Consider the following 21,524-nt stretch of genomic DNA (forward strand, 5'->3'; position numbering starts at 1 on the left):
TGTCAAATGCTGCGAAGAGTTCGTCGTCGGTTGCCAGGCCGAGATCGGTGCCGTCGGGTCCGGCGTCCACCGTCCGAAGCAGGCCGCGCAGTCGCGCGGCGTATGTTCCTGCTGAGCCGTCGCCGTCCGACGAAAGTCCGGCCGCGAGAGCGGTCTCAAGTGCGTCCAACGCTGCCTGGACCGGGTCTGCCACTTCGCCGACCAGCTCGCCGCGCAGGTATTCGGCGACAGCGTGAGTGGTCGGGTGGTCGAAGACGAGCGTGCTGGGCAACCGCAGTTCGGTGGTGGTGTTCAGCCTGTTGCGCAGTTCGACTGCGGTGAGGGAATCGAAGCCCAGGTCCAGCAGTCCGCGCTGGACGTCGATCGTCCGCGGGGCGGGGTGAGCCAGGACGATGCCGACCTGTTCCCTGACCAAATCGAGCAGCAGCAGCAGCTGCTCTTCCACAGTCAGGCCCGTGAGCCGCTGCGCCAGCGGAATCTCCGCAGGAGCGGAGGTGCCTCGGCCCGCTCGGCGCTGGGCGCTCACCAGGCCCCGGTACAGCTCGGGCAGTGCGTCCCCGAGGCTCCGAAGTACCGCGAGGTCGAGTGCCACCGGCGCGAGTACTGGTCGTGTCCCCGCCTCGCTGTCGGCCTGTGGCGCCTTGGCGCCGGCCAGGGCGCTGTCGAGGGCCGCAAGTGCCCGGTCAGTCGGCATCGGCAGGATCCCATTGCGTGCGAGCCTTGCCCGGTCGGCACCGTCGAGATCGCTCGCCATACCGTCCTGCCACATGCCCCAGGCGAGGGACACTGCGGGCAGGCCCTCAGCGCGTCGGTGTTTGGCGAGCGCGTCCAGAAAGGTGTTGGCGGCGGCGTAGTTGGCCTGTCCGGCGTTGCCAACTAGACCGGCGATGGAAGAGAAAAGGACGAAGTCCGTCAGCTCTAGTCCGGCGGTCAGCTCGTGCAGGTTCCAGGCGCCTTCCACCTTCGGCCGCATGACCCGGAAGAGGCTGTCGGGGCTCATAGCCTCTAGCGTGGCGTCCTCTACGACTCCGGCCGCGTGTACGACCGCAGTGAGCGGGTGCTCGTCCGGAATCGAGGCGAGCAGCCCGGCCAGCGCGTCGCGGTCGGCCGCGTCGCATGCCACGACCCGTACGTCGGCACCGAGCGCCGTCAGTTCGGCAACCAGGCCCTCCGCCCTACCTCGTCGACTGGTTAGAAGCAGACGACGGGCACCGCGGCCGGTCACCAGGTGCCGGGCGACCTGGGCTCCGAGTGCGCCCGTGCCACCGGTGATCAGCACCGTACGCTCCGGGTCGAACGCATCGTCGACGTCCGGGCTCCAGACCGGGTACGGGACCCTAGCGAGGCGGGTCACGTAAGCCTGTCCCCCGTGCAGCTCGAGCTGTGGTCGGGAGTCAGCCAGGGCTGCGGCCAGGAGCTCGCGGCCGGCCGACAGGTCCTCCATGATCACGTGCTGGAAACGTCCCGGGTGTTCCGACTCGGCGGTCCGCATCAGCCCAGTGAGTGCGCTGTGCGCCAGTTCCCCTGTACTGACCACGGTGAGCCGACCTCCGGCCGGCGCGTCGACCCCAAGCCACTGCCGCAGTACCGCCAGCACCTCCTCCGTGACCCGGCCGGTCTCCTGCGGAGTGGCTGGGCGTACCGGAAGGACGACCACGTCGGGTGCATCCGCACCGTCCGCCGTCGAGGCGGCCAGGTCGGCCAGGTCGGCGTGGTGCTCCCCGGCGAGTCCGAGGTCGGCCTCACCGAGGAACACGAAGGTCGTGTCGCCACCAGTGCGGAGTTCCACACGAGCCCGCTCCACCGCGTAAACGCGCTGGTCGGAGGGGCCGAGTCAGTGCGGTCCCCGCTGGTAGGGCCCGCAGGGCGAGCGATGCGACGGTGCCGACCGGCGCACCCGTCTCGTCAGCGATGCTGACCGCGACCGTTCCGTCAGGGCCGGCCGCCAGCTTGACCCGCAGGGTGCTGGCCTGAGACCCGGTCAGCTGGACACCGCCGAAGGAGAAGGGCAGCCGTAGTTCGGCCGACTCATTGAGTAGTAGCGCGTGCAGCGCGGCGTCGAATAGTGCCGGGTGCAGGGCGAATCCATCAGTTTCGACGGATAGCCGTACCTCGGCGTAGAGGTCTTCGCCAGAGCGCCATACCGCCTGGAGGCCCTGGAAGGTGGGACCATAGCCGTAGCCTTTGTCGGCGAGGCGGTCGTACAGGCCCTCGACAGGCTGGGCTTCAGCGCCGGCCGGCGGCCAGGACACGAGGTCGGGTTCGGGGCCGCCTGGAACGGGGGCCACCACGGTTCCGGTGGCATGCCGGTTCCAGACGTCGCCTACCTGGTCCCCGCGCGAGTGGATGGAGACAGGCCTGCGGCCGTCTCTGTCGGGGCCCCCGACGGTGATCTGGAGCTGGAGCGCACCCTCGTCGGGAAGGACCAAGGGTGTCTGAAGGACGAGTTCGTCCAGCCGCTCACAGCCGACTGCGGCGCCCGCGTGGAGCGCGAGGCCTACCAGGGCCGTGCCCGGGACCAGCAGGGTGCCGGCGATCGTATGGTCGGCGAACCAGGGATGGCTTCGGGCCGAGATCCGGCCGGTGAACAGGGCACCGTCGGAGTCGGCCAGCGGAACCGCGGCCCCGAGCAGCGGGTGCCTTGCGGAGTCCAATCCGGCCGAAGTGACATCGCCGCCGCGGGGCCCCTCCATGAGCCAGTAACGCTGGCGTTGGAAGGGGTAGGTCGGCAGGTCCGCAGCAGGTCCGGCGTTCTCGCCGAACAGTGCGCGCCAGTCCACCGGCACGCCCCGTACGTGGGCGTGGGCCAGAGCGGCGACTACGGAATGCGGCTCACGGCGCCCGACGCGCAGAACCGGGACCAGGAGCGATCCGTCGCCGAGGAAGTCCTGCCCCATTGCGCTGAGCACGCCGTCCGGGCCTAGCTCCAGGAAGGTCCGTACGCCTTCGGCCTCCAGGGCGCGTGCCGCGTCCAGGAAGCGCACGGGCCAGCGAACGTGCCGGACCCAGTAGTCAGGCGTGGTCAGTTCCTCGGCGCCGACCAGCTGCCCGGTCAGAGTGGAGACGATCGGGATGGTGGGCGAGGCGAACGTGAGCCCCGCCGCGACCGTTTCGAATTCGTCCAGTATCGCGTCCATTCGTGGGGAGTGGAAAGCGTGGCTGACCCGCAGTTGCTTGGTCCTGCGTCCCTGCGCGGCGAGTTCGGCTCCGATGGCCTCGACGGCTTCCTCGTCGCCCGAGAGCACCACGGAGGTGGGGCCATTGACGGCGGCGATGCCCACCAAGTCCTCCCGTCCAGCGAGCAGCGGCAGCACCTCCTGCTCCTCGGCCTGTACGGCAAGCATCGCGCCGCCGCCGGGCAATGCCTGCATCAGCCGGCCGCGGGCCGCGACAAGCTGCGCCGCGTCCGCCAGCGAGAGGACGCCAGCGACGTGTGCGGCGGCCAGCTCACCGATTGAGTGACCCGCGAGGAAGTCCGGCCTTATGCCCCAGCCTTCGAGGAGCCGGAAGAGCGCGACCTGGGTTGCGAACAGGGCAGCTTGCGTGAAGCCGGTCTGGTCGAGCAGCGCCGGGTCCTCACCGAAGAGGACGTCGAGCAGTGGCGTGTCCAGCCATTGGTCGAGCTCTTCGCATATGGCGTCCAGGGCATCGGCGTAGACGGGGTAGGCCGTGTACAGCTCCCGGCCCATGCCGAGTCGCTGGCTGCCCTGACCGGCGAAGAGGAAGGCCGTGCGCCCATCCACGGGTGTACCCCGCACGGTCAGGTCCGCGAGTCCGTCGACCGCTTCGGTGACGGTGGAGGCCACCACCACGGCGCGGTGCAGCAGTCTGGCCCGCCCGAAGGCTAGGGTCCGGCCCGTTGATGCCAGGACCTGCTGTCGGGTGTCGGTGAGGGCCGCACCCACCTGGTCGGCCTGTGCCATCAGGGCCGCGGCGTTGTGGGCGGACAGCAGCAGCGGCACGACCGGCATCCGCTCTGGCGGCGGGGCCGTAGCCTCGGTCGGCGGCTGCTCCACGATGACATGGGCATTGGTACCGCTGATGCCGAAGGAGGACACGCCCGCCCGACGCGGCCGCTCGGACTCGGGCCACGGCACCGCCTCGGTGAGCAGTTCCACCTCACCGGCGGCCCAGTCCACGTGCGGACTGGGCTCGTCGATGTGGAGGCTCTTGGGGAGCATCCCGTGCTGCATCGCCATGACCATCTTGATGACGCCGGCCACGCCGGCGGCGGCCTGGGAGTGCCCGATGTTGGACTTCAGAGAGCCCATCAGTAGGGGCGACGGGCGCTCCTGCCCATAGGTGGCGAGTACGGCCCGGGCCTCTATCGGGTCGCCCAGCGTGGTGCCGGTGCCGTGGGCCTCCAGCGCGTCGACGTCCGCGGTGGTCAGGCCCGCATTGGTCAAGGCTTGGCGGATCACCCGCTCCTGCGAGGGGCCATTGGGGGCGGTGAGGCCGTTGCTCGCGCCATCGTGGTTGACGGCGGATCCGCGGATCACGCCGAGGATCCGGCGGCCGTTGCGCTGTGCGTCGGCGAGCCGCTCCAGCAAGAGGATTCCGGCGCCTTCGGCCCAGGCCGCCCCGTCCGCCTGCGCGGAGAAGGACTTGCATCGGCCGTCAGGCGACAGGCCGCGCTGCCTGCTGAACTCGACGAACAGCGTGGGCGCGGCCAGTACGGTCACACCGCCGGCAAGGGCCAGCCCGCATTCGCCGTTTCGCAACGCCTGCGCGGCGAGGTGGATGGAGACGAGTGAGGAGGAGCAGGCGGTGTCGACAGTGATCGCCGGTCCCTGCAGGCCGAGGGTGTATGCGACGCGGCCGGAGGCGACACTGACCGTGCTGCCAACCGACAGGTAGCCCTCCAAGGCATCGGGAACGTCCTTCAAGCGTGCTGCGTAGTCGTTGGCCATGACACCGGCGAACACCCCGGTCTGGCTGCCTTTCAGAGATGTCGGGGCGATGCCCGCGCGCTCGAAGGCCTCCCAGCAGATTTCCAGCAGCAGGCGCTGCTGTGGATCCATGGCGGTGGCCTCCCGGGCACTCACCCCGAAGAGTTCGGGATCGAACTGCGGAGCCTCGTAGAGGAATCCGCCGTGCCGGGTGTACGAGGTGCCCACGTGGTCGGGGTCCGTGTCGTACAGGTTGTCCAGGTCCCAGCCGCGGTCGTTCGGGAACGGGCCGATGGCGTCCCGCTCGTCGGACAGCAGCGCCCACAGCTCCTCCGGGGAGTTGACTTCGCCCGGGTATCGGCAGGCCATCGCGACAATCGCGATCGGCTCGTCGGAGGCATGGACGACCGTTTCGGCCACAGCCACCGCGGCGTCCGAGCCGAGCAGTTCAGTCCTCAGGAAGCCTGCCAGCTCGACCATGTTCGGGTAGTCGAACACCAGCGTCGCGGGCAGCTTCAGACCTACGGCCGCGTTCAACCGGTTGCGTAGTTCCACTGCCTTGAGCGAGTCGAAGCCCAGCCCGTTGAAGGCCCGGTCGGGCTCGACCTGGTCGGCGTCGGCGTATCCCAGTACGGAGGCCACCACACCGCGGACCAGTTCCAGCAGTGCGCGCTCCTGGTCCTCGGGGGCCAGGGGCGCCAGGCGTTCTTGGAGGGAGTCCCCGCCCACCTGCTCGCCGACGGCGGCGCGCCGCGCCGGGCGCACCAGGCCGTGGAAGATCGCGGGCAGGGTGCCGTCCTCGCTCTGTGCCCGCAGTCCGGTGAGGTCCAGCAGCGCCGGAACAAGCACCGGCTGACGGGTTGCGAGGGCCGCGTCGAACAGCGCCAGCCCCTGCTCACTGCCGATGGGGGCGATGCCGCCCCGGGCCATACGGGCGAGGTCAGCTTCGGTCAGGTGACCGGTCATCCCGCTGCCCTTGGCCCACAGGCCCCAGGCCAGCGACGTACCGGGCAGGCCAAGGGCCTGTCGGTGGTGCGCGAGGCTGTCCAGATAAGTGTTGGCAGCAGCGTAGTTGGCCTGTCCTGCGGCGCCGACCGTACCGGCCAGCGAGGAGAACAGGACGAACGCATCCAATTCGAGATCGGACGTCAGCTCGTGCAGGTTCCAGGCAGCATCGACCTTGGGGCGCAGTACAGTGTCGAGCTGCTCGGCCGTGAGTGCGTGCAGCGTGCCGTCGTCGAGGACGCCGGCGGTGTGCAGGACCGCGGTGAGCGGGTGTTCCGAGGGGATCGCATCCAACATCGCCGCGACCTCCGTGCGATCGGCTGTGTCACAGGCAACCACGGACACGTCGGCTCCGAGGGCTGTGAGTTCGGCCTCCAACTCCGACATGCCCGGCGCATCCCTGCCGCGCCGGCTTACCAGCAGCAGATGCCGTACACCGTGTTCGGCGACAAGGTGGCGGGCGAACAGCTGGCCCAGGGTGCCGGTGGCACCCGTGACGAGCACGGTGCCCTCGGGATTCAGGGCGGGCAACGTGTCGTCCGTCGGAGGCGACTTGACCAGCCGGGGTACCAGCAGTTTCCCGTCCCGCAGACTCACCTGCGCGTCCGGTACGGCCAGCGCGCGGCCGAGGTCGGTCGCGGAGAGGTCCCAGTCTGTCAGGTCCAGCAGACCGAACCGGTCGGGGTTCTCGACCATGGCGGTACGCACCAACCCCCAGACAGGAGCCGACCCGAGTCCGGCCTCAGTACGGGCTGTGGTCGCGTCACGGGTCACGAAGACCAGGCGTGAGGCGGCGAACCTCTCCTCGGCGAGCCACTCCTGGGCCAGTCGCAGGGCCCGGTGTGCCTCGGCGCGGGGCCCGTCCTCGCCGGGGAAGGGGACCACGACGAGCGGAGTGGTTCCGACAATGTCGGCGAGGTCAGAGTAGCTGCCCAGGGGGGCGGGCAGACCGTAGCCGTACTCGTCGAGGACTGCCCATCCGGTGGCCGGGGTGGCCTCCGGAGCGATCGTCCACTCCACCTGAAGCAGCGGCTGGCTAGGTGTGGCCGAGGCGGCCAACTGCGCGGGGTCCACGGCCCGTAGGCTGAGCGTCTTCACTGACGCGATCGGCGCACCGCTCGCGTCGGAGAGGGACAGAGCAACGCCCGAGCCTTCTGGGGTGATCTGTACGCGTAGCACGCTGGCTTGCACGGCGTGCAGCCGAACGCCGTTCCAGGCGAACGGCAGCACCAGGGGACCATCGGCCGCGAGCGCCAGCGGGTGCAGGGCGGCGTCGAGGACTGCCGGGTGGATCCCAAACTCGCTCAGTGGGACGTCCTTCGGGAGCGCGACCTCGGCGAACATCTCCTCGCCGACGCGCCACAGTGCCCGCAGGCCCTGGAACGTGGGCCCGTACTGGAAGCCCCGTTCGGCCAAAATATCGTACGCCGTCGTCAGATCGACCGGCTCGGCGCCGGTCGGGGGCCAGGTGGTGTCGGCCGGTACGCCCGCACGTCCTTCAGCGTGACCCAGAATGCCGGTGGCGTTCAGAGTCCACAGGTGGCTCGCGTCGTCGTCGGACTCGGGCTCCGGGCGGGAGTGGACCGACAGCACACGCCGACCCTCCTCGTCCGGAGCGTCGACCATCACCTGGAGCTGGACTCCGTGACCATCGAGCACCAGCGGCGCCTGGAGTGTCAGCTCGTCGAGCTGGTCGAGGCCCGTATGGTCACCCGCCCGGATGGCGATGTCCACGAAGGCGCTACCGGGGAGCAGCACGGTGCCGGCCACGGCGTGGTCCGCCAGCCAGGGATGCGTGTTCAAGGCGATCCTGCTGCTCAGGATCAGCCTGTCCTCATCTGCCATCCAGAGCGCGGCGCCGATTAGCGGGTGCCGCTCGGCGGCCATTCCGAGCCCGCCCGCGTCCCCTGCCAGCGCCGGGCCCTCCAGCCAATGGCGCCGACGTTGGAAGGGGTAGGTCGGGAGGTCTACGACCTCGCCGGGTCCGCCGACCACGGCAGTCCAGTCGAGCGAGGCACCCGAGACGTGTGCCTTGGCCGCGGAGGCGAGGAAGTCGTCGAGTCCACCCTCGTCACGGTGAAGCGAGGGCACGGTGACTGCGGTGTCGTACGGCGTGCTGTCGATCGTCTCCTGGAGAGCGATGGTCAGCACCGGGTGGGCGCTGGCCTCGATGAAGACGTGGTGGCCCTGGTCGAGCAGGGTCCGGGTGGCCTCCTCGAGCTGGACGGTCTGACGGAGGTTGCGGAACCAGTAGGAGCCGTCGAGCTCTGTGCCGTCCAGCGGCTGCCCGGTTACGGTGGAAAGGAAGGGCACCGTGACGGCACGCGGGGTGAGCGAGGACAGGGCGTCGAGAAGCTCGTCTCGCACGCTTTCGACGTGCGCGGAGTGGGAGGCGTAGTCGACTGGGATGCGCTTGGCACGCATGTTGTTGTCCTCGCAGTAGGCGAGCATCTCCTCAAGAGCGGTCACCCCGCCGGCGACCACCACAGAACGCGGGCTGTTGTGTGCGGCGATACCGATGGCGCCGTTCCAACGGGCGATGAGCTCGCGGGCCTCGTCGGCAGGTAGAGCCACCGAGACCATCCCGCCCGTACCCGCCAACTTCACGATCGCCCGGCTGCGCAACGCCACGACCTTCGCCGCGTCGTCCAGCGACAGTGCCTCCGACACTGCGGCCGCCGCGATCTCACCCTGCGAGTGACCGATCACCGCATCCGGCTCGATACCCACCGAACGCCACAACGCGGCAAGGGACACCATCACCGCCCAGAGCGCTGGCTGCACCACCTCCACCCGATCGAAACTGGGCGCCCCCTCCACACCGCGCAGAACGTCCAGCAGCGACCAGTCTGTGAACGGCGCCAACGCCCGCCCACACTCCACCAACCGGGTGGCGAACACCGAGGAGGAGTCAAAGAGTTCCAGAGCCATGCCCTGCCACTGCGAACCCTGACCTGGGAACACGAACACCGTCTTGCCCGAGCCAGTAACTGCACCCTGCGCCAGGTTGGCCGCGGACCCACCCGCGGCCAGCGCGTCAAGACCCTCCAAGAGCTCATCCCTGCCGGCGCCCGAAACCATCGCTCGGAAGGGGAGGTGCGGAGCCCTGGTCGCGAGAGCAGAAGCCACCCGAGCCGAATCGACGATCTCCGAGGCCAGCAGCTCACGTATCTGGCGGGCACGCGCCGCCAAGGCCGCCTCACTCTTCGCAGAGACCACCAGAGGAAGCCCCGCCACCACCCGCTCATCGGGCACGACTGGCTCCGGGCCCTGTTCCAGGATCACATGCGCGTTCGTACCACTGATACCGAACGAGGAGACGGCCGCACGACGCGGACGTGCCACCTCCGGCCACGCCTGACGCTCGGTGATCAGCTCCACCGCACCCGTCGACCAGTCGACGTGCGGCGTCCGTTCGTCCACGTGCAGCGTCGCCGGGAGCTCACCGTTGCGCATCGCCATCAGCATCTTGATGATGCCCGCAACGCCCGCGGCAGCCTGCGTGTGACCGATGTTCGACTTGATCGATCCAAGAAACAGCGGCTCTTCGCGGTCCTGACCGTAGGTGGCCAGCAGCGCGTTGGCCTCGATCGGATCACCGAGCCGGGTGCCAGTGCCGTGCGCCTCGACTGCGTCCACCTCGTGTGGAGCGAGGCGGGCGTTGGCGAGGGCCTGGCGGATAACACGTTCCTGCGAGGGCCCGTTGGGGGCGGTGAGACCGTTGCTCGCACCGTCCTGGTTGACCGCGGAACCTCGGATCACACCAAGGATGTTGTGCCCGAGCCGCCGAGCGTCAGACAGACGCTCCAGCACCAGTAGGCCCGCGCCCTCGGCCCATCCCGTGCCGTCCGCCGAAGCCGCGAACGACTTGCAAGTCCCGTCCGGCGAGAGACCACGCTGACGCGAGAACTCGATAAAGGTCGTCGGCGTGGACATCACGGTGACACCGCCAGCGAGTGCCATCGAGCACTCGCCCAGTCGCAGCGCCTGAGCCGCCAGGTGCACCGCTACCAGCGACGAGGAACACGCCGTGTCCAGCGTCACCGCCGGCCCTTCAAGACCGAATGTGTAAGCCACCCGACCCGACAGGACACTCGCGATCGTGCCCGTCAGCAAATGCCCCTCGAAGCCATCCGGAGCACTTCCCAGTCGCGACCCGTAGTCGTTGTACATCACACCCGCGTAGACACCGGTCGCGGACCCGCGCAGAGAGGCGGGGTCGATTCCCGTACGTTCCAGGGCTTCCCAAGCGACCTCCAGCAAGACACGCTGCTGTGGGTCGGTCGCAATCGCCTCACGCGGACTCAGACCGAAGAATTCGGCATCGAACTCCGCGGCCTCGTAGAGGAACCCGCCCTTGCGCGTGTACGACTTGCCGATTTTCTCGGGGTCCGGGTCGAAGAGGCCTTCCACGTCCCAGCCACGGTCGGACGGGAACTCGTCGATCGCGTCCCTGCCCTCCGCCACGAGCCGCCACAGGTCCTCTGGCGAGGAGACCCCGCCCGGGTAACGGCAACCCATACCGACCACGGCGATCGGCTCGTCCAGTCCCGGGGCGTGGGCGATCACCGACCGGACGACGGCCGTTCCGGTCGCGTCGAGCCGGTTCAGCAGAAAGTCCGTCACCGCCTGGGGCGACGGGTGGTCGAACACGAGGGTGGTGGGTAGACGCAGACCGGTCACCGAGTTGAGCCGGTTGCGCAATTCGACGCCCGCGAGGGAGTCGAAGCCGGTCTCATTGAATGCCTTGGTCGGGTCGATGTCGGCGTTGGCCGCGTGCCCGAGAACCAGCCCCACCGTCTCCCGTACGGTCTTGAGTATGGCCTGCTCCCGCTCCTCCCTGGCCAGCGCACTCAGCCGTTGAACCCAGGACGAGTCGGCGCCGCGGTGCGCGTCGGCCGCCTGCCGGCGGCCGACGCGCACCAGGCCGCTGAATAGCGCGGGGAGCGCGTTCTCCTCGGCCTGGGCACGCAGGGCCCACAGGTCGAGTTGGGCGGGCACCAGCAGAGGCTCCGTCGAGGTGAGTGCTGCGTCGAACAGATCGAGACCCAGTTCCGGGTCCAGCGGGACGATTCCGCTCCGCTTCCACCGCGCGACATCGGCGTCGGTGAGGGTTCCGGCCATGCCGTCGGCGCTGTCCCACAGGCTCCACGCGAGGGAGGTGGCTGGCAGGTTCTGGGCGCGGCGGTGCTGTGCGAGTGCGTCGAGGAAGGTGTTCGCGGCCGCGTAGTTCGCCTGGCCGGCGTTGCCCATGAGACCCGCGATGGACGAAAACATGACGAACGAGGCGAGGCCGAGGGACTCGGTGAGGCGGTGAAGGTTCCAGGCCGCGTCCACCTTCGGACGCATTACCCGCTCCAGATGAGCAGCCGACAGCGACGCGACCGTCGCATCGTCCAGCACACCCGCCGTATGCACCACGGCAGTCAACGGACGGTCGACCGCGACGTCATCCAACAGGCCCACCAGCGCGTCAAAGTCCGCCACGTCACACGCCGCCACCACAGGCCGCGCGCCCAGCTCCACCAGCTCCGCCACGAACTCGGACGCACCCGGAGTCTCACTACCACGGCGCGACACCAACAGCAGGTGCCGTGCACCGTGATGCGTCACCAACCGACGCGCCACCCGACGGCCCAACGTACCCAGAGCGCCGGTCACCAGGACCGTACCCTCTGGATCCAGACCTTCCACCACACCCGCCACGACACCCGCAGCGCGCGCAAGACGCGGCACGAACAACCGGCCACCCCGCACCGCCACCTCGGGCTCACCGGAAGTCAACGCGGCTGGCAGCAGCTCCAGATCACCCTGTTCCACGTGGACGAGGACCAGTCGGCCTGGCTGCTCGGTCTGCGCAGTACGGATCAGGCCCACGAGCGGGGCCGTGTGCAGCGCGCCGTCCGGAACGACGAGGACGAGACGACTTTCCGCGAACTGCGGGGCGGCCAGCCATTCCTGCACCGCTTCCAGCCCGCGCACCGCCGTGGCGTGGGTCTGATCGAGTACATCGCCGGTGGTGTCGACGACGAACTCCCGCTCGCCGATCACCACGAACTCCGGTACGGAAGATCCGGCGTCGACTGCGGCGCTGAGCGCGGCAAGGTTGGCGTAGGGCGCCTCGCCCAGCCGGACCCATCGCTGGTCGGCGACCGGCTCGCCCGCCGGGACGTCTTCCCAGGCCACTCGGTACAGGGACTCCACGGCCGGGCCGACAACGGCCAGCCGATCGCGGGCGATAGGCCGCAGGGCTACCGACTCGATCGTCGCCACCGGAGCGCCGGCGCCGTCGGCGAGAGCGAGACGGGCCGTGTCCTGACCGGTACGGGTCCAGCGGACGCGCAGCACCGTAGCACCGACCGCGTGGAGCACGAAGCCGGAGAACGAGAACGGCAGAAGGATCGTGCTGTCGTCATGCGCCGAGGCCGCGGCTTCCAGCACGAGCGGGTGCAGAACCGCGTCGAGGAGAACGGGGTGCACACCGAAGCCGCGCGCTTCGGTGTGGAGCTGGTCGGGCAGGGCGATCTCAGCGAAGAGGTTGTCACCGGCGCTCCAGGCGGCGCGCAATCCGTGGAAAGCCGGCCCGTAGCTGTAGCCCAAGTCATCGAGGCGGTCGTAGACGCCGTCCATCGGGATAGGGGTGGCATCGGCCGGGGGCCACTGGTCCAGTGAAACGCCTGGCGAGGGGACGGAGGACGTGAGCCGGCCAGCCGCGTGGGCGGTCCACTGCTCTTCGCCGGTCCGCGAGTACACGGTGAACTGACGATCGCCGCGTACGTCGGCGCGGTCAACGGACAGCCGCAGCTGAGAGCCCACTTTTTCCGAGAGGATGAGGGGTGCTTGGAGGATGAGTTCCTCGACTGTGACGTAACCCAGCTGCTCTGCTGCGGTGCCCGCGAGCTCTAGGAAAACCGTCCCCGGAACCAGGACCGTCCCACCAATCGCATGATCAGTCAGCCACGGATGCGAAGACAATGACATCGACGCCGAGAACTGCACCGCATCACCATCGGGCTCCGTGATCAGCGCAGCCAACAACGGATGGTCCATAGCCGTCAGACCCAGACTGGCCACATCACCGGAACGCGGCACATCCAACCAGAAGCGCTCATGCTGGAACGCATACGTCGGCAGCTCCACCAGATCGGAACCCGGCACGAATCTCTCCCAGTCCACACCCACACCGTGTGCGTACACCATGCCCAGGGCTGCGAGGAGGGAACGCTTCTCAGCACGGTCCTTGCGTAGCACCGGAACCACGACGATGCCCTCGGTGTCGGCCAGGCATTCGCCTGTCAGACCCGCAAGCGTCCCGTCGGGCCCTATCTCCACGAACGTCGTCACACCCAGTCCTTCCAGGGTGGCGATGCCGTCGGCGAACCGGACCGCTAAGCGGGCCTGAACAGCCCAGTACTCGGCAGTGAACTCCTCGATCACCTCACCTGTGACATTCGAAACGACCGGGATCCGGGGAGACGAATGGGTCAGAGTCCGGGCTACCTCGGTGAGCTCCGCCAGCATTCCGTCCATGTGCGCGGAGTGGAAAGCATGGCTCACCTTCAGCCGCGTCGCCTTCACGCCCTCCTCGCGAGCCAGCTCGAGGACTTCGAGCACTGCCGTCTCGTCACCCGAAATCACGGTGCTGGCAGAGCTGTTGAACCCGGCCACATCCACACCGGGACGACCCTCAAGCCACCCGGCAACGCGCGCTTCACCTGCGTTCAGGGCAACCATTGCCCCACCTGTGGCAGCACCCTCCATCAGACGCGCCCGCGCACACACCAAATGCGCAGCGTCCTCAAGAGACAGCACACCCGCGACATGGGCCACCGCCAGCTCGCCCACCGAATGACCCACTAGATAATCGGGGGTCACCCCGTAATGAGACAGCAGATGGAACAGGGCCACCTCGACCGCGAACAACGCCGGTTGGGTGAACACCGTCCGCTGAAGCAGCTCCGGTTCACCCTGGATCACCCCAGCAAGCGAATGTTCCAAGTGGACGTCCAACGCCCCGACAACCTCGTCGAAAGCAGCCGCGAACACCGGCTCCGCCGCATACAACTCACGGCTCATACCCACACGCTGGCTACCCTGCCCGGAGAACAGGAACGCGACCGAACCCGTCGAGACACCCTTGCCCGGGGTCAGCGCCCGCAGCGCGTCCAGGAGTTCCTCACGGGTCTCCCCCACAACCACCGCCCGGTGATCGAAATGAGCACGCGATACAGCCAGCGAACGGCCCACAGCCGCGACGTCCAGCTCCGGGCGCTCCTCCAGGAATGACACCAACCGATCCGCCTGCTTCGACAGAGCAGCCCCCGACTTTCCCGACACCACCCACGGCACCGGACCCGACACCGAAAGCTCCTCAACCGGTGCTTCGATCTTCGTGATCTGCTCGACGATGAGGTGTGCGTTGGTACCGCTGATGCCGAAGGACGAAATACCTGCACGGCGCGGACGGTCGAGCTCCGGCCACTCCTGGGCCTGCGTTAGCAGCTCCACAGATCCGGCCGACCAATCGACGTGTGAGGTCGGCTCCCTTATGTGCAGTGTCGCCGGGAGAACCGCATTACGCATGGCCATGACCATCTTGATCACGCCCGCGACACCTGCCGCGGCCTGCGTGTGACCGATGTTCGACTTCAGAGAGCCGAGCCGAAGCGGAACTTTGCGGTCCTGGCCGTAGGTGGCCAGCAGCGCCTGCGCCTCGATCGGGTCGCCTAGCTTGGTGCCCGTGCCGTGTGCCTCCACCGCGTCCACCTCGGACGCCGACAGTCGGGCGTTGGCCAACGCGGCGCGGATGACCCGCTCCTGCGAAGGCCCGTTCGGGGCCGTCAGACCATTGCTCGCACCATCCTGGTTCACGGCGGAACCACGGATCACCGCGAGCACCTGGTGCCCGTTGCGCTCCGCGTCCGATAGCCGCTCCAGCACCAGCAGACCTACACCCTCGGCCCAGCCCGTACCGTCCGCCGACGAGGAGAACGCCTTGCAACGCCCGTCCGGTGACAGTCCACGCTGCCGGGAGAACTCAACGAACATGCCAGGCGTGGCCATGACGGATACACCGCCTGCGATGGCCATGGAGGACTCGCCCTGGCGCAGCGACTGCGCGGCGAGGTGGAGCGCGACGAGCGAGGACGAGCAGGCGGTGTCGACCGTCACCGCCGGGCCCTCCAGCCCGAAGATGTAGGCCAGCCGACCCGAGGCCACACTAGCGGTGTTGCCGGTCAGCCGGTAGCCGTCGTATCCGCCGGACGGCTCGTGCAGCCGCGGCCCGTATTCCTGTGCCGTCGCGCCCACATACACACTGGTGCGGGTGCCACGCAGCGCGGCGGGGTTGATTCCCGCCTGCTCGAAGGCCTCCCAGGCCGTCTCCAGCAGCAGCCGCTGCTGGGGATCCATCGCCGCCGCTTCGCGGGGGCTGATGCCGAAGAACTCTGCATCAAACCGGTCCGCATCGTGCAGGAAACCGCCTTTGGTGACATAGGTCTGGCCGGGGCTGCCCGGATCGGGGGCGAAGAGCGAATCAAGGTCCCAGCCTCTGTTGCTCGGGAATTCGTCGACTGCATCGACCTCGCTGCTAACCAGACGCCACAGGTCCTCGGGAGAGGCGACCCCGCCCGGCAGCCGACATGCCATGCCCACGATCGCGATCGGCTCCTCAACGGCTTTAGCCTCGTCCGCGCCGTCATCGTGGCCCTGGTCCAGGCCGAGGAGCTGATCACCGAGGTGTTCGGCGAGTCTGGCCGAGGTCGGGTAGTTGAAAAGGAGACCAGATGGCAACGAGAGCCCTGTGGCCGTATTCAGCGCGTTCCGAAGCTCGACGGCCGAGAGGGAGTCGAAGCCCAGGTCCTTAAAGGTCGTGTCGACATCCACGTCTCGCGCCGATCCGTAGCCGAGCACAGCTGCCACGTGGGCACGCACCAGCTCCAGCTCATCGCCTTGCGCCGCGGACCGCTTCGGACCGCTCTGCCTTGCCGCAACGGTCCGGATCTGGACCGGCCCGATCACTGACTCGTCGAGCCAGAAGCGCTGGCGCTGGAAGGCGTATGTCGGCAAATCCACCAATCCTGAACCTGGCAGGACCCGCTCCCACTCCACCCCGACACCATGCACATCCACCACGGACAAAGCGGTCAACAGAGAACGGCCCTCCGGACGTCCCCCACGCAACACCGGAACCACCACAACATCCTGGACACCCGTCAGGCACTCACCCGCCAGACCCGCCAACGTCGCATTCGGACCCAGCTCCACAAAAGCCGACACACCCAGACCTGTCAGCGTCGCGACACCGTCCGCGAACCGAACCGCCGACCGAGCCTGAACAGCCCAATACTCCGCCGAGAACTCCTCGACCAGCCCACCCGTCACGTTCGACACCACCGGAATCTGCGGAGCCGAATATGTCAATCCCTGCGCAACCTCCGTGAGCTCCTCCAACATCGCATCCAAATGCGCGGAATGGAAAGCGTGACTCACCTTTAAACGAGTCGCCTTCGTACCCTCCGCACGAGCCAGCTCCAACACCTCCAACACCGCCGCCTCGTCACCCGAAACCACCGTGCTCCCAGGACTGTTGACCGCAGCCACACCCACACCAGCCCGACCCTCAAGCCAGCCCGCGACCCGCACTTCACCCGCGTTGAGAGCAACCATTGCCCCACCCGCGGCCAAACCCTCCATCAACCGCGCCCGCGCACACACCAATCGCGCCGCATCCTCAAGCGACAACACACCCGACACATGAGCCGCAACCAATTCACCCACCGAGTGACCCAGCAGATAATCCGGCACCACCCCGTAATGAGCCAACAGACGAAACAACGCCACCTCAACCGCAAACAACGCCGGCTGGGTAAAAACAGTTCGCTCCAAAAGCTCTGACTCGCCCTCCATCACCGCAGCAAGAGAACGATCCAAATACGCATCAAGAGCCGCAACAACCTCATCGAATGCAGCCGCGAACACCGGCTCGCTCACATACAGCTCGCGACTCATACCCACACGCTGGCTACCCTGCCCGGAGAACAGGAACGCCACTGCACCACCCGCCACCACACGACCCGCCACCACACCAGCTGCAGGCGCACCCGCAGCCAACGCCCGAACACCCGCCAGAAGCTCCTGACGAGACTCCCCGACAACCACCGCACGATGATCGAAACGAGCACGCGACACCGCAAGCGAACGACCTACAGCCGCGACATCCAGCTCCGGCCGCTCCTCCAGAAACGACAACAACCGCTCCGCCTGACCAGCCACAGCCTCAACCGACTTACCCGACACGACCCACGGCACCACACCTGAGCCCAATTCAGCGCTAGGCAACTCATTCGCGGGCAACTCAGCGCGTATGTCCGAAAGCACGATGTGGCAGTTTGTGCCGCCCATACCGAATGAGCTGACACCTGCGTAGAGCGGCTCGTCCGGCCGAGGCCATGGCTCGACGCTTCGCTGTACGGCGAGCTTCAACTCGTAGAACGGAATGTCGGGGTTGGGGGTTTCGAAGTTGAGGCTCGGCACCAGCTCGCGATTACGGATGCAGAGCGCCGCTTTCAGCAAGCCGACGATGCCAGCGGCACCCTCGAGGTGTCCGACGTTGGTTTTGACCGATCCGACCCGCAGCTCGGCTCCGTCCGCGCGTCCGTTACCGAACACCGCGCCCAGAGCCGACGCTTCGATCGGGTCGCCCAGCTTGGTACCCGTGCCGTGCAGTTCGACGTATTGCACTTGCTCCGCGGACACCTTGGCACGTTCGTACGCTTGCCGTAGGACATCCTGCTGGCCAGCCGGACTCGGCACGGTAAGACCTTCGGTCGTCCCGTCGTTGTTCATCGCACTGCCATGTAGCACGCAGTAGACTGAGTCGCCGTCTGCTAGGGCGGCATGCAGCGGCTTGAGGACCACGAACGCGCCGCCCTCACCGCGTACATATCCATTCGCCCTCGCGTCGAAAGTGAAGCTGAGACCGTCTGGTGAAAGTGCGCCGAACCGCTCCGCGCCGATGGTGCTATCCGGCATCAAATTGAGGTTGACGCCGCCGGCGATGGCCATGGCGGACTCGCCGCGGCGAAGGCTCTCGACTGCCAGGTGCACAGCGACCAGCGAAGAGGACTGGCCGGTGTCTACTGCCGCACTGGGTCCGCGCAGACCCAAGGTGTAGGAGATCCGGTTGGCAACGATGCCGCGGTTGAGACCGGTCAGGGTGTGGCTGGTGATGCCGTCGAGTCCGTGCTGATGGGTGAGAGCGGCATAGTCGTCGGCGATAACACCGACGAAGACACCGGTCCGACTATCGGCAAGATCGGTTGGGAGGATCTTGGCGTCCTCCAGTGCCTCCCAGGCGAGCTCGAGCATGAGCCGCTGCTGCGGATCCATCGACGATGCCTCACGTGGACTGATGCCGAAAAAGGCTGCATCGAAACCGCTTACATCCTTCAGGTAGCCTCCCGGCCGAGAGGGCAGTTCCGGGCGGCTTGCCGGGGGCGCGCTAATCGCACTGCGGCCGTCGCGCAGCAGCTGCCACAGCTGAGCGGGGTTCTCCGCATGTGGCAGTCGACAGGAGATGCCGACGATGGCGATCGCCTCGGTCGATGTCGAGGTGTCCGTTCGGAATTCAACCATGATCGAGCTGCCCTACCTATTGTCAATTACGATGTTTGAGCGGATCCATTGCCAATTTGATTATGTGTCGGCCCGATTACCCGCATTTCTTCGAGAATCGCCGATCAGTAAATTATCGGCGACCTGAATACATGGTCTTTCCACTCAGAATAGAATCTTTCATTTTCGGCTACGCGCTGGCGTCCGACTCGTATTTCGAGACAAGCATCCGTTTGAGAACTTTTCCGCTGGTACCTATCGGTAGAGCATCGATGAACTCGACTCGACGAGGGTATTTATATGCGGCGAGACGCTGTTTACCCCATTCGATGATTTCCTTACCTAATCCAGAGGTAACGTCCTCCGGCCGGGCAGGAACAACAATTGCCCATACTTCCTCACCTAGAACAAGGTGCGGAACACCGATAACCGCCACTTGCGCCACTGCCGGATGCTCTACGAAGATCTCCTCGATTTCACGTGGATAAACATTGTAGCCGCCACGCAGAATCAAGTCTTTCTTCCGGCCCACGACCGATAGATAGCCGTCGCCATCCAGCCTGCCGAGATCGCCGGTGAGGAACCAGCCGTCGATCAAAACCTCGGCAGTGATAGCTGGGCGATCGAAATATCCCATCATGACGTTCGGGCCACGCACCACGATTTCGCCCACCTCACCGGCGGGCAGGAGATCGATGTCCTCGGCGTTCGGACGAGTTATTCCGACGGTGACGCCATTGATTGGAACACCGACAGTTCCAGATCGAAAAGGTAGGCCGGGATAATGGTAGGCAACGCTGCAGGAGGTCTCGGTCAACCCGTAGCCCTCATACACAGGACATCCGAAGGCATTTCGGACATCGTCGAGAGTCTTGACCGGAAGCGCCGATCCGCCGCTGTACACACGGTCGAGCTGGGGAACCTGATCTCCCTGTACCGCATCGAGCAACGCCAAGTACATTGTCGGCACCCCCATGAACACCGTGCATCGGTGGTTCGTCATCAGAGCGAGTGCCTCTCGCCCGGAGAACCTTGGCATCATGACAATGGATATGCCGGCACGGAAACCAGTCAGCATGACGCAAATCTGACCGAAGCTGTGTGATAGCGGCAAACACCCGAGCAATATGTCGTCACTCCTGAACGCAAACGGAGTGGCGACCATCCGGTCGACGTTGTACAGAATATTTCGGTGGGTGAGCATCACCCCCTTCGGGGCACCCGTCGTGCCAGACGTGTAGAACACGACAGCGACATCGTCGGGTTCCTGTAGCGCCAAATCGTCGATCGGCGCTGTGTCCTGCGCCGCATTCTCCAGATCAACAGTGCCCCCGGGGCCCCGGCCGACTGTGAGGAGCACAGTACCGAGCGGCTCCGCCGCCTCTGTCGCCTTCGCGAGTAACGAGGCAGCGCACACGAGAAAATGGGCAGCGGCATCGGTCAGTACATGCTCGATCTCCGAGGCGGTCGACATGACATTCAGCGGGATCGCGACGGCGCCGGCCGCCAAAATGCCGAAGTACACAACAGGAAACTGAGGGGTGTCGACCAGGAGCATAGCGACTCGGTCTCCTGGACGTACTCCGTTGGCTCGCAGCACGGATGAGTAGCGACGTGCCTGTTCCCACAGCCACCCGTAGGTGAAATGCTCGGAGTCGTAAATCACGGCAGAGTGGTTCGGTTGCCGCGCCGCCGTGTCGGCCAGCACGGCGGCAACTGACACGGTCATTGCGTCAGCAGTCCGTCTTTCGTCGCAGTGCGGGATCCACCGCAGAGCGGGGACGTGAACCAATCTCGGGCGCTCGCGGTCGGGATGTTCAATTCGTTCCAGATTCCAGAAAGAGCGCGGGCGAAGTCCTCGACTTCGTTCTGATTATGCACAGCAGACGGAGCGATCCGCAGGATCTCCTCGCCAGCCGGCACGCTCGGAGCGTTGATGGACTGGACGTAGATCCCGTGCCGCTCGAACAGCATCTGGGACGCCCGCTTGGAAATATCGTCGTCACCGACGAAGGCCGAAACGATATGGGAGTCAGTCGAAATGAACGGGATGTCGGCCGCGACCAGAAGGCTGTGCAGAAGCCGCGCATTCCCCGAAAGAGCCTTTCGTTCGACATCGGACGACCGCAGGTACTGAACCGACGCCAGCGCACCGGCTGCGATCGCCGGCGGCAACGAGGTGGTGAAGACGAACGAGCGCGAATAGGTCCTCACTGCATCTACGAGAGCCGCAGGTCCCGCGATGTAGCCGCCGACCGTTGCGTAACCTTTTGCCAAGGTACCCATCACGACTGTGAACCGATCAGCGATGCCTTCCTGCGCGGCGATACCGGCACCCTGCGGGCCGTACATGCCGACCGCGTGGACCTCGTCGATGAAGGTCGTGGCACCATATTTGTCCGCAATATCGGCAATCTCGGCGAGCGGAGCGATATTGCCCGACATGGAATAGACCGTTTCCACGACGATAAGCTTCGGGCAGTCAGCGGGAGCGGCCGCGATCAATTCTTCCAGATGAGCGACGTCGTTGTGTCTGAAGATGTGCTTCTTTGCGCCGCTATGTCGGAGACCGTCGATAATCGAGGCATGGTTCTTCGCATCGGAAAATACGATGGTATCTTTCGGCATCCCCGCCAACACGGAAAGAGAGCCATCGTTGGCCGTGTATCCCGATGTAAAAAGTAGCGCAGATTCCTTGCCGTGCAGATCCGCCAGTTCATTTTCCAGAAGCACATGATAATGGTTATTTCCACCGATATTCCGGGAACCTCCGGAGCCTACGCCATGGGTATCGATCGCAGCATGCATGGCCGCTATCACCTGAGGATTCTGGCCCATTCCCAGGTAGTCGTTGCTGCACCAGACACTTACTTCAGAAACCGTCCCATCGCGCCGTGCAGTGGCCATCGGATAATTACCGGAACGACGGCCGATCTCCAGGAAATCGCGTTTGCTTTCAGCTAGATCTTCAACGGTTTTCCCACTGAGATATGATTCCAGGTGAACGTTCATTTC

The 21,524-nt window shown here is 66.3% G+C and carries 3 protein-coding genes and 1 pseudogene; all 4 read right to left on the reverse strand.

The window, feature by feature from the left end:
- Window positions 1–226: 226 nt before the first annotated feature.
- A pseudogene (locus ABH922_RS25125) lies at window positions 227–1,492 on the reverse strand (type I polyketide synthase); the annotation flags it as partial.
- Window positions 1,493–1,742: 250 nt separating this feature from the next.
- Complete coding sequence (locus ABH922_RS25130) at window positions 1,743–18,530, reverse strand: type I polyketide synthase (protein ID WP_424809788.1); 16,788 nt, start codon at window positions 18,528–18,530, stop codon at window positions 1,743–1,745.
- A gap of 169 nt (window positions 18,531–18,699) precedes the next feature.
- Window positions 18,700–20,238, reverse strand: coding sequence for a long-chain-fatty-acid--CoA ligase (locus tag ABH922_RS25135; RefSeq protein ID WP_424809789.1), 1,539 nt, complete (start codon window positions 20,236–20,238; stop codon window positions 18,700–18,702).
- Window positions 20,235–21,521, reverse strand: a complete 1,287-nt coding sequence (hemA, locus tag ABH922_RS25140) for a 5-aminolevulinate synthase (RefSeq protein ID WP_424809790.1) — start codon at window positions 21,519–21,521, stop codon at window positions 20,235–20,237. Before hemA ends, ABH922_RS25135 begins: the two co-directional genes overlap by 4 nt.
- Between the last annotated feature and the right edge of the window lie 3 nt (window positions 21,522–21,524).

It is taken from the genome of Rhodococcus sp. 27YEA15, from assembly GCF_049739425.1.
Classification (GTDB): Bacteria; Actinomycetota; Actinomycetes; order Mycobacteriales; family Mycobacteriaceae; genus Rhodococcus_F.

Bases quoted from the DNA above. Each gene is read 5' to 3' on its own strand.
- hemA (WP_424809790.1), bottom strand. From the start codon at position 21,521: ATGAACGTTCACCTGGAATCATATCTCAGTGGGAAAACCGTTGAAGAT.
- ABH922_RS25135 (WP_424809789.1), bottom strand. From the start codon at position 20,238: ATGACCGTGTCAGTTGCCGCCGTGCTGGCCGACACGGCGGCGCGGCAA.
- ABH922_RS25130 (WP_424809788.1), bottom strand. From the start codon at position 18,530: ATGGTTGAATTCCGAACGGACACCTCGACATCGACCGAGGCGATCGCC.